Raw genomic sequence first — 12,017 nt, 5'->3', positions numbered from 1 at the left:
AATTGAGTCGCAGCCTTTTGTTAAAAGAAACTTACTCGAAAAACTCCATACATCTGTAGTTCTTTGAGAAGTAGATTATATTCTCTTTTGCAAGTTACAAAAAATACCAAAATCTTTTAACTACACGCCCTGACTCCTAACTGAGATTGGCTGTAATTTTATGAATGATAAGAGTAGCAGTAATCATGTAATTTTGGAAATTTTATAAAGCATTATATTTCAAAATACTAAACTAACTTCTTGAAAAATTGGGTAGTATGCGAAGAAGTAAGTAACTCACACTTTACTGACCAATTATAGATCATAATGGAGCTTATAGAGACCAAACTCTATATTAAGATTTAATTTATAAGTAATGGATATTGACGACATCAAAATACCTGATATACTCCGCAACCATTGATTGGAGAGATGGCCGAGTGGTCGAAGGCGCTCCCCTGCTAAGGGAGTATGGGAGAAATCCCATCGAGGGTTCGAATCCCTCTCTCTCCGCCAGTCAACGCGCCCGTAGCTCAGTTGGATAGAGTATCTGGCTACGAACCAGGGGGTCGGAGGTTCGAATCCTTCCGGGCGCGCCATTCCCAAATAATAAAACCAAAATAAGAATCACTCCGAAATAGTAGCCAAGGCATCCCATGTCATTGGCCCGGAAGTGTTTGAACTGAAAGAGGTTCGACAAAATGCAAAGCGAAGAGCACGAAGTGCGGCGAAGCATTTTGGACGCGCTTCAGCGCGCCGCAAAGCGGTGAGGAGCGAACAAAGTAAGCGACGAATCTATCCTTCCTTTGAGTCTTGGGCTTATTTCAATTTAAAACTTAAATCTAATCACTATTGATAGCCTTCCGGGCGCGCCATTTTTACATAGTAAAATCAATGGCTTAACCCTTTTAATTGTGACATAAAACCAACCTACTGTGGCAAAAACGTGTCATAAATCCGTTCTGCAGCAATTTTTAAATGATCACTTGAAAGGTGAGCGTAACGCAATACCGTTTAATAGTTAGACCATCCTCCAAGATCTTGTAACTCGTGTAAGGCTGTTCCATTTTGTACATGCCAACTAGCCCATGTATGTCTTAAATCATGCCATCGGAAATCATCAATATTCGCTCTTATTAGAGCCTTCCTCCATGCATGATTATTACATCGAGTTACAGGCTTACCCTTGTATGTAAATACATAAGCAGGATGTTTGCCCTTTTGGGATTGAATAAGTGAAATAGCTTGTTTATTCAAAGGAACAGGAATTGCTCTTTTAGTTTTTGACTCATCAGGATGAATAAGAGCATGTCCTTTATCCAAATAAATCTCACTCCATTTTATTAATTACAAAATAGTTCAATTAATTGCCGGCACAATAATTATGTTTCAAAAATTACCAAACGAGCTTAAATTACAGATTTACAGTTTCTTTAATGCACAAATACTTAATAAAGTTTCCCTGGTTTCAAAAGAGGCTAGAAATTTGATTAGTATGAACAATTAAGGCTAAGACTACTAGGTTTAAAAAAACAGACTTACCTAGGAATTGGTCTGCAAAAGAAACTTATAAACTCTATCATTCCTTGTTTGCCCATAATGGGGAATTATCGGTAGATTACGTAAATACCGATGCTTCTACAAGCCCGCCAGTACTACTATGCCCTCTTTCTTTTCAATTACATGGTGAAAAAAAATTTAGTTCTCTATGGTGGATAAAGGAACAGCTGAAAGAAATGGAAAAGATTACGAATCGTTAATAAAACTATTAGATCATTAATCATCATTTAACACCAATCATTTGTTCGTTCTTTTTATGTGCTTTTTTTGCGCCTTTTTGACTGATCACATTTTGCGCAGATCACTTAGGTCCCGGACCGTCCCCGTGTAGTGCCTGTCAAACCACTTCTTATCTGGATTAGGTATCCTGTACCGGCAAATTAGATTGAGAACTTCCTCGACAAATCATATTCTGGTCATTAGGTATTGATACTAGAGGTTTGAAAAGGTTTGGCATTTTAACAACTGTCCCTGGGATGCCTTTTTTTTCAAGCACTTCATTACAAGCTGCGATTAATTTGAGATCATAGCGACCATTATTAAATATTAGCGTTTTACGCACAAACTCTTTTATGTGCTCAGCATATTTAGATAATTTTCCAATACTATCCATATAATCAATAATAACTAAAGCATGATCTTTTTTATTCTTTTTTAATGCATAGAAAAATGGGTCAAGCTGATTTTTTTTATGACGTTGGAAATTAGTAATAGAAGGTTTAATTTTCTGCAGTAGATGCCTTAAATAATTGGGGGAATCATTATCAATCAATGTAAAAATAGGCGTTCTATGATTCCTATCTTTGAAATCTAAGCCCGGTTTTTCTATGAGCAGATCTAAAGCTGCTAATCGATTTTTTATATCTCGAGGTGTTCTATCTAAGGAGGTACCCAAGCAAGCAAGATGTAATGCGGTACGGCCCGACATTGCTTGCTGAATCGTTGTATCCATTTTAGGGTTCTGGAGTAATTTCTTCAATACAGTTACGTTTCCCAGAAAAGCGGCCATCAAAAGTAAAGTGATACGCTCCTGCTGCCACAGCGGCACGAATTGCCCATCTTTTACTTTTAAAATTGGTAATGGCAAATGAGAAATAGAATCATATTTTCTGATATTTCTATTTTGTAGCATTTCGTAAACAGGTTTAGGTAGAAAAGCAGTATCTTCTTTGGTAATACCTAAGGGGCTAAGATCATATGTACAGTTTGCAAAATTGTAAGGAACAGGATGATAGTTATCCTGATACTCTTCAAAAATTTCCTGAGCACATCTAAAATTATCCGAAGGGTGTAAAAAGAAAGGTTTAAAGCAAAAATAATAATCTTTGCCATAATCAACTAATAATTGCTCATCTTCATAAATATCTCTGGCGGCAATGACCAACATTCTCTTTTTCTTTTCTATAAATTCGACATTTTCCTGAATGGTTGAAGCATTAATAAAACGAGAAACATTTCCCTGGTATTTTGCATCAAGTATTTTGTTCCTATTTTTCAAAAACATAAAATAATCTCTGTCTTTCTTTTCATCCTGATTTTCCTCATCGGAAACTTTTTCACCAGTGTACTCGAATAAAACAGTGCCCTTTTTGATGAAACGCCTGGCGTAAACACCATAGTGAATTTGCTGTGATGAAATGAGATTCAGAGGAGCAATGTAAACCAGATCGGGTTTGTCCTTTTTGCCACTTTTGTATTGAAAGTTAACCTGGGAACCATTGACTGATAAGTGAATTGAATTCTCTAACTCTTGAATGGATTTATTATCATCAAGATAGAATATTGGTCTGTGACTTTGTGCAGGAGTAGTCGTAGGAAAACGGTTGTCGTCTATCACCAACTCTTTCTCTCTTCCCTTGCCTTCATCATCAATAGTAAGGATCTGTACCTCTTCATTATTCGCCTCCACTGTTTGAGTCATAACCTCTTTTTGTTGTGGCTCATTAAGTGGGGAAAATATGGATGAATATAAATTAGGATTCAGTGGTTGGAGTGTTAAAACTTCCGGTTGAGAAAACATCAATTTTAGTAGCTCTTCCATGATTGTAGGGGGTAGCAATTCATTAGAGCTGTTATCAGTGATATCTTTTTGCTTTTTAGGCGCTTTTTGCTGATAGAATTCTTCTTCCCCTATTTCCATTATCCCATCTACCTCTAGGCTTTTCGGTCCATCTAATTGGTCTTGTTCTATTGCGCTTGCTTTTCTTTTGAGAGAAATATTTTCATCTTTAGATTTCATGGTGGTCTATTATACGTCAGTAAAGAACAAAATTTTAACATCTATTTATTAAAGGAGAAGCTTAAGAATTGATTTATTACGAATTCTGAGCTTTGCAGAGGACAATTTTTCATGAGTTAGGCATCGACAGTGTATTAAAATTAAATATTTTTGTTTATTTTGGCTATGAGCAATCATTCCAGAGTGTGTCAGGGGAAATGAGACAAATAAACAGATTACTCGACTGTCTAAATTTTCCCAGATACTCCCAATAATTTTCTATCCCAAACGAACATTCACCCAACTGATCTAAAAAATAAAAATCTGCCCACGCTGAGTACACCCATCTGTGGGCACACAATGGGATCAGCAAAAGAATCGTAGAGATGGAGAAAGCAATTTTTAAAAGTTTCAATGGGGTATCCTCAATTTTTTCAATAACTTGGTATTATTATAATTAAGGAATATTTCCTTGCCTTTAAAATTATAAATTAATGCCCTCATTTAGAATAGGACGCACCATCCCGAATTTATCGTGCATTCCTCCTTATAATCCCAATTATCAATCAATTCCTTAATGCTTGCATTAGATGCACATTCAGCCGCTGTTTTTCCAAACATATTAGTTATAGTTTTATCAGCTTGGTGTTCAAGAAGTAGCCTAACAAGTTTTATATGACCTCGACTTGCAGCTCTACTTAAACATGTATTATCAAGATAAAACTGCTTATTAATGTCTTTAATAATTAAAAGAAGCGCTTTAATTCTGTCCATATTTTGAGCATCCCAGCATAACTCAAACAACTCCTTTTCCGGTAAAATTTCTTTGGTCTGTTGCTTAGAGGGTAAATCCGCACGTGTTTGAAAAAAACTATTTGATATGGTTGGTTTATCTACCACAAGTTTTGTTAAATTCCACCCTATTTTTTTAGCTTCTTTGATTGCTTTTGGATCATCAAAATTGATACCTATATTTATTAATATTTTAATGGCTTTAATTCTGGATTGGTAATCATTAAGGTTTATAAAATATTGAAGCAAAGAAGAAATAAATTCATTTACAACCTGTAAGTCACCATTAGATTTAAATACGCGATCTATAATTTTTGATTGCAATTTATCTATAGCCGCTACAAAAACTTCAGGTTCCTCGATTAATTTGGCACCTGCTTCAATAAGCAGTTGAATAGCCACTTCATTTTCAGTATAGACAGTCGTTGCAAGCATTGGCTTATTAAATATATCTTTTGCATTAACATCAGCTCCATATTTAATTAGGAGCTTAATAATTTGTTTTTCTGCTTCACCTAACTCTTTTTTATTAATAGCATATTCTAACAGCTTACGACCCTCGAAGGTAATATTTACATCAGAGTAAAATGTTATAATTTGTTCTACGAGCTCTAATTGTCCTTTTTTTACTGCCCAACATAAAAATTGATCACTTTTATGCTCAATTCCTGAATTTATATATTGTCCATATTGTTCAATATTAAGTAGAACTTTTTCAGGCGATTCAGAATCAGCCATAATCTTGTCTAATAATTGATTCCAATCTTTAACAAGGTTTATTTTAAATCTAGCTTCTGTTTGACTAATGCTGGGGGGAAGATAAAGGTATAGATCCTCAAGATTAGTTAGATTATTGATAACGTATAAATCACACCACTCCAAGAAGGCTGCTATGCTTAGTTGCTGAGTTTCAAATACTGAATTTAATGGAATCAAAGAAGGGTTAAATTGACTATGCGTTTTATAAAGTAAGGGCTGCAACTCTTTATGCGCAATTAAGCGTTGCCTATGAGAATCAGAATAACCTGTATAATCGATTGGATTAGATCTAGCCCACCGCCTTAGACCTAACTGCGGAGGCGTTTCACCACCCGCTCCTACTAATACAGCTGGGATCCCGGCTTTAAGTAGGTGGCTAGCTAGAACCATATAAAAATCCATTATTAGTTGGGTATGCTTTCTAAAATCTAATTGGCTTTCAATGGAATCTAGAACCAGGTTTTCATCCTCTGCTAACCATGCCCAAGATTGAGAAACAATACTATCATGAGGGTCGGGCTCTTTTCCTCGTTGCTTACATAGCACATAAAATCCTGATCTCTCACTGGTAATTCCATAAATGACACAGCTTTTTCCGTTTTCATCAATTGATTGACAACAGCCAGTCATATGTCCAAGCAGGGCAGCGCGTGGATCGCTTGAAGGTAATTTTTTTAAATAATAGCCTTTATAGTCGGCAGAGATACTTTCACCGGAAATAAATAAGTCGGGAATATAATTTGCATTATCTTGAGGTATTAAATCTAGATATTGCTCAAACACATTTTCTGGCATGCCATACTGCAAAAAAAGTTCTGCCGCTTCTAAGTTTTCATTAGCCCTTGTATAAGCTTTATATTTTGCATATGAAAAAAGAACAGAAATCGGTGTGCGCGGTGATAATAAGCGGCTTTTCACCGTAGCTTCTATTTCTTTTTTATTTTCTTTCATTTTTGCTTCGATGTAATCTTCAAGGCTTATAAGCGTAGGTGTAGATTTAGCATCATTTTTCTTTTTTAGTTTTATTTGATATTTATCTTCTATTAAATTCTTAATTTCTTCCTTTTTATCGCTTAACTCCATTCTTTTTTTTTCAAATTGTTGTTGCTGCACTGCATTTAGTTGTCCTATTAATGGGTAACTAAGTAGCTGTCTTATATAAACATCAAATTTTTTATTTGTTTCTTTTGCAATTTTCTTAGTAGGCAATTGCATGTCTCTTAGTTTAAATAATGACTCGTAGTCTCTAACGAAACGTTGTTTACATTTTTGAGAAACATCTTCTTGAATGGTCCTTTCTAAGTGTACTGTATTTTCTTTAACATATTTTTCTATGCGAGTAGCTAAAGGTAACAATCTAAAAATAGGAGAGTTAGCATGCGTTGGGAAATTATGCTTGATAATTCCACGCCATAAATTAAGGTTACAAGTGACCGGTAGGAATCCAAATAAACAAGCATCATGAATTTTATTCTGCACTTGAGGGAATTGTTTTTCAAAATTTTCTAAATATTTCAGCGCTGCGCCTACTGTACCAAATGCTATTACTAGCTTTTGTGCTCGTATTCTGGCTGATTTAATCCGTTCAATTTGTGGTTGATAGTATTCTTCAGTTTCTGCTGCTCTAAGAGTTAGCCTTAATAATTCTAAATAAGCATCTTGGCTAAAACCTTTATAATCGGATATAACCTTAGGCAATGCTGCTAACTCCCTAGCTTGCTCTTCGCTACTAAAGAGATTTGCTGTATTTAAAATTTCTCTTATTAACATTATAAAATATTTACCTTACTTCTAATTATTGATTTAAACCTTTTGATTCACAGTATCTAAGCTTTAGCAATTTGCTATCCCGGATCACTTAGCTAAAAATTACCAGGATGAATGCATTAGCTAGTAAAAGATGGCGATGTGGGTGTATCTTCGTTTTGTAGCATAAAGCGTCGGACAGCTTCAGACTTAAAATGACTGTGAACGAGTGCTGCTCTTTTAGCCTTCTCTTCTGGTGTCTCTCTCTGGAGATACTCTCTTAAGGTTTCTTCTCCCCACCACCATTGATTTGCTTTGTCCGAGTCAACTAAAAGCTTGGGCGTGGTCAAGCGTTGCGCTAAATCATCGCAATATTGATAAAAGTCTCATCGAGCATCAATTATTTTAGTTTCGGATTCGGACAAAGCTTGAACTGTTTCTAAAAAGGCAACTCGCGATTCAGGAGACTTCATGTATGCACCTATATTACTTGTATATAAGGTATCTATTTCAACTGCATTTTCCTGAAGCAATTTTTTTAGTCTAATAAAGGTTTCAGTTGCAAGAATATCTTCAGTTAACAGTACAATCTTATCGTTGTGAGCTAGAAACTTTATAAACTGAAACCGTTCCTCATTGGCTAACCAACCCGTTTTTACCTGTAAATGGTCTCTAATTTCATCAGAGGGGTCTGAGCATCGGGCATCTGATCGAAAATTTGGAGAAAATTTTATAGCATTATCCAAATTACTTTCGGTTTTTTTGCTAAGACGGTGAAAATCATGAGTATTAACGAAGCGAGTCATTTTTTCAATAAATTGTTCTCTATTGTTTGACTTAAGCAAGTTGTTTAATGTAACACTTAAAAAGTAAGCATTTTCAGGATTGTGGTCACAAATTACACCATAGCTCGATCTTCTTAAAGCCATAATATCTAAGTTATGCCAACCAGAAAATCCAATATGGCATCCCCCTCCAGTGTTAGGCTTTTCGGCTAAAAGTTCTGCTATGACATCGGAGCGTTCTTCATTTGTTGTGATATAAACTCCCTCAGAATATTTGGGAGCATGCGTAATGGAAGTATTGTCCAATTTACGGAGTCGTTTCGATAAAGGGTTTTCTTTAACTATTTCAAGAGATAACCTGGGAACTGCTGGCCTTGTTGGCTCCGTTTTTCGTGCCTCAGGGGTTTTTACAGTAGTTCCGGTCGACGCTTCAAAAAAACAATTTTTAAACATAATATTCCAAAAGTGCGTAAACGGCGCAAAATATATCAATTTTATGCTTTTGTAGAATACTCTCTTTTGGAAACTAACTTTTTCTAAGAGGGACATTTGTATGAATAAAACTTTTCGCGACAGTACCAAAATGGTTGCTCATTTCGTTCAGCAATCCAATCTAATATAACTATTGTGTCATAAATTGTGGCATAACTGTGACAGTACTCCGCTGTTTTTGGCAGTTTTACACTGTTATTCTATACTTATGATGCATCACAAGGTATTGATTATTAGAGGTTTTTATTACCAAGCGCGCCATTTAATCAAGTACTTACGTGTGTTTTTCGAAAATTGAAAAAAGGGATATCAAATTTGTAACACTTTTTTAAATTCTTTCAAAAAACTAGTGCCAAAACGTTACGTGAAGCCCACTAATTCTATTTGCAGCATCTCGTAAATGATCCCTAGAAAGATGGGCATAACGTAACACCATTTCAAAAATTGACCATACCCCTAATTGTTGCAGCTCTTGGAGTGATGTTCTCTTTCTCTTAATGAGATCTACCTCATTCCACCGTACTCCAGTAACGTATCGAAGCACGCAATCCAGTAGATAAGGTAAAGTCAGCCATATCTTTTAAATGTGAAGGCAATTCATTGAGTAAACGATTTGCTTCCTCTAAAACTTAAAGAGCATCTAAATATAAATTTCAACAGCATGCAGTAACGCAACTAACTACTTTGAAGAGAAATAAATAAAAAAAAAGATGTTCCTCCTCCTCTCTTGCCTTCTTTTTAAGCTCTATATCCTTATTTTGCTCAATTGCCTCCTGTTTAGAGGCTTTATAAGACAGCTCGGGTTCCATTGTTATAAAAATGGAAAATTTTTCCTATTTACTTAGCGTAGGTATTTATTAGCATCTGATTAACTATCTTGTTGAGCGGGGCTTAATTAAACTTATAGTTTGATATTGTTATTCCATTTTGTACATTATAAGAATATATTCTGAGCCAATTAAGCAAAAGAAAATAAGGTTTTATTGTGTTAAGTAAGTCAGATAGAAACGAGCATTTAATTAAAGAGTATTTTAGAAAAATTAGTTGTAATTTTTTACAAGTAAATGATTTATCTAAAGAAATTAAACTTGATTATTTGCAAAAAGTTTATAACTGTCATATGCAAAGCTATCCATTTCATAATTTTGAATTGAGAGTTGCAAGCCAATCACACCCATTATTTCGTCAGTCCCTAACCCTTTTTAATTTGGGTGAATTTATTGACGGATATAATGGTGGCTTTTGTTTTCAATCTTCTGAAATTTTGTATAGGGCATTAAGTAAATCGGGTTTTGAGGTTTATCGTTCTATTGCAAAAGTTCTTAATGGATTATCACCAGACTCCCTTGAGGCAAAAAAGATTCCAGCTACTCATTTAATCTTAATTGTTACTATAGAAAATGAAAAATATTTAGTCGATCCTACAATGGGAATGAATGGTTCTTGCTCACCATTTTTAATTCCAGAAAATGAACATGTTTATCAACAAAATAATCAACATTATAAAATCGAAAAAGTAAAGGAGGAGTATCATTTTTACCGAAAGATAAAGGAAAACTGGTCGATCAGTTTTTGCTCTTCTTTTTTACCTGCAAATCAAACTACCATTTCTACTCAATTAACAAAACTTGGTTGTTATCCCCTAACTTTGGGAATCCGTGATCTTATCGGCTTAGTTGGGATTGCTACACCAACGGGAGGTAAGAGTTTGTTATGGAATCCAAAAACCAGGTTATTTATTTTTAAAACAATTTGTTATATAGAAGGTGATAAAGAACAATCCTTTAATGATCTAGGTGTTGCGTATGAACTTATTTGTAATCAATTTAAAATAGATCATATTAGCAAAAAGAAATTTAAACAATTTTGTGAAAAAAATAAGTGGCCACAACTCAAAAGCTCATTTTTTGTAGATTTTCCTATTGATAAAAATGAAATAGAGAAAATGAAAGAAAATTTCTCGAATTGCGAAAACAAATATATATAATTATTTTCTTTATGAGGTATGTCGCCTTTTCGTGAATCTAGTAAGTCGGCTTTACGGGCTCGTATTCTGGCATAACCATGGTCATAAACATCCATCAATCGAGACCAACCAATGGGAAAGAAATTTATAACAATCCGGAGCATCCCGAATATGATCATCAGATAGATGCGCACTTTCAAAAACAGCAATTTAGCCTTGGATCTGTTTATACAAAGGATCATTAATTGCACTATATACTAATTTCGAAATTATTACTTTCCAAATGAGTATATTCTCTAAAAATTCATTCCGTGTAAAATAATTAGTCAATTAGCAGAACCTTTGTCACGGAGTATTTTCTATGAAGTCCCTCCAAAGCATCCCACCGGTCTTTCATTATGTTTGGGTAGGGGGCGAGATTAAACCTCATTACCTGCAATCCATAAAAGATTTATCGGGGGTTGCCTATCGAAATCGTTTTAATAAAACGATCATTTGGACAGATAATGAAAAAATTATCAACAAGCCATTGAGCCAAGCAGCTTCAATTAAGTACAGTTCTGGCAAATTGAAAAACCACCCTGGATCTTCTCATCCTAAAGGTAAAATTTCACAAGAACCATCCCCCGCTGAAGTTTTAGATGTTCCTATTACTGCAGAAAATTATCATATAGAAATCAGAAATATAAATGAATTGGTATCTCGTCTGAAAAACGATCCAATTTTTTCAGACAAAGAAACTAATGCATTATTATTACATATATTAACTGAATCTATAGGAAACAAGAATTTAGCAGCGGTAAGCGATTTAATTAGGTATTGTAGTTTATATTACTTTGGCGGCTACTATCTGGACACCGATTTATTAGCACTAGTGAATAAGTCGACAACACTTGCACCAGATAAACCTAAATTTGGGATAATCGGTCACTTTAGGCGATTTGAACACCCGGAGGAAAAGCGTTATTTAGCCAGACTTTTGGGCATTGAGTTGCCTCTGGAAATTGAGGGAAATAATGATGCCTTTGGCGTTGTGCCTCGCCATCCTATTTTGCGAGTAGCAATCAAAAAAATGTTGGAAAAATATGCTCAATTAGAAATAGAGCCCGTGATTTTTAAAAACGGCTTTACAGATATTGCCGATAAATTAAAGCAACCTTTAGGCACCTTTAAACACGAATTTTTATCTAAATTAACTCGTGATAAAAATGCTCAAAATAATTTTATGACTGAGCTTTTGAACAAGTCATTTGAACTGCGTTTATTAAATAACGTCGATTTTGATGAAATAGATTTAAATAACTTGCCCAAAAGGACACGACAATCTGTTGATAATGATAAAGCTAAGGTATGGGAAGCGATTGATGACTTAATTAATGAGTATGCAACCCTGTTAAAGGTTAAAATGAATTCTAAAGAAAGTACACGGGAGTTAGCTATAGAATTGATCCGTGTTGTCCAATCAGAAATTAAAAATCATAAGGCACAATATTCGATGGGTTATGAGTTTGCAACAGAGAAGGATGCAAAACGATTTCCTTTTGTTCAAGGAACCTCAACAAAAACTAATAAAAGAAGATCGAACACTTGTCTGGTAATCCCCCCATTTTTAACTGACACTAAAAGTAGAAACCTAGGCTGCTAGAGCCAATTTTCTTTTGGGTGGTATACCTCCAATAGCCGAGTTAGGACGTTCATTGTTATAAGACCAAAGCCACTT

General features: G+C 34.8%; 6 protein-coding genes, 2 tRNA genes and 2 pseudogenes. 4 read left to right on the top strand and 6 right to left on the bottom strand.

Annotated elements, in window-relative coordinates; all coding sequences use genetic code 11:
• Positions 1-405 precede the first annotated feature (405 nt).
• Both ACWTE2_RS00110 and ACWTE2_RS00105 read left to right on the top strand, forming a co-directional pair.
• A tRNA-Ser gene (locus ACWTE2_RS00110) sits at positions 406-495 on the top strand.
• A gap of 6 nt (positions 496-501) precedes the next feature.
• Positions 502-578, top strand: a tRNA-Arg gene (locus tag ACWTE2_RS00105).
• A gap of 331 nt (positions 579-909) precedes the next feature.
• Here the strand turns inward: ACWTE2_RS00105 and ACWTE2_RS00100 are convergent.
• The 6 genes and pseudogenes from ACWTE2_RS00100 to ACWTE2_RS00075 all read right to left on the bottom strand — a co-directional run.
• A pseudogene (locus tag ACWTE2_RS00100) lies at positions 910-1,323 on the bottom strand (tyrosine-type recombinase/integrase); the annotation flags it as partial.
• A 574-nt stretch (positions 1,324-1,897) separates the two neighbouring features.
• Positions 1,898-3,778 (bottom strand): SET domain-containing protein-lysine N-methyltransferase, encoded by a 1,881-nt coding sequence (locus ACWTE2_RS00095; RefSeq protein ID WP_454783641.1) that lies wholly within the window; start codon positions 3,776-3,778, stop codon positions 1,898-1,900.
• Between the two features lie 483 nt (positions 3,779-4,261).
• Positions 4,262-7,078, bottom strand: coding sequence for an ankyrin repeat domain-containing protein (locus ACWTE2_RS00090; RefSeq protein ID WP_454783640.1), 2,817 nt, complete (start codon positions 7,076-7,078; stop codon positions 4,262-4,264).
• Between the two features lie 116 nt (positions 7,079-7,194).
• A complete protein-coding gene (locus tag ACWTE2_RS00085; protein WP_454783639.1) occupies positions 7,195-7,404 on the bottom strand; it encodes a hypothetical protein in 210 nt (69 codons plus the stop codon).
• A gap of 36 nt (positions 7,405-7,440) precedes the next feature.
• A complete protein-coding gene (locus ACWTE2_RS00080) occupies positions 7,441-8,292 on the bottom strand; it encodes an LIC_10091 family protein (RefSeq protein ID WP_454783638.1) in 852 nt (283 codons plus the stop codon).
• A 415-nt stretch (positions 8,293-8,707) separates the two neighbouring features.
• Positions 8,708-8,830 (bottom strand): annotated as a pseudogene (locus tag ACWTE2_RS00075) (hypothetical protein); the annotation flags it as partial.
• Between the two features lie 486 nt (positions 8,831-9,316).
• On the opposite strand from ACWTE2_RS00075, the gene ACWTE2_RS00070 reads away from it, so the two are divergent.
• Both ACWTE2_RS00070 and ACWTE2_RS00065 read left to right on the top strand, forming a co-directional pair.
• Positions 9,317-10,318: an arylamine N-acetyltransferase gene (locus tag ACWTE2_RS00070; RefSeq protein ID WP_454783637.1), complete on the top strand. Its 1,002-nt coding sequence runs from the start codon at positions 9,317-9,319 to the stop codon at positions 10,316-10,318.
• A 508-nt stretch (positions 10,319-10,826) separates the two neighbouring features.
• The gene (locus tag ACWTE2_RS00065) at positions 10,827-11,942 is read left to right on the top strand and encodes a glycosyltransferase (RefSeq protein WP_454783636.1); all 1,116 of its coding nucleotides are present in this window, start codon (positions 10,827-10,829) and stop codon (positions 11,940-11,942) included.
• The last annotated feature ends 75 nt before the right edge of the window (positions 11,943-12,017 follow it).

Source organism: Legionella nigrisilvae, assembly GCF_977063395.2.
The sequence above is the reverse complement of the archived record's forward strand: the minus strand, read 5'-3'. Positions and strand labels throughout refer to the sequence as shown.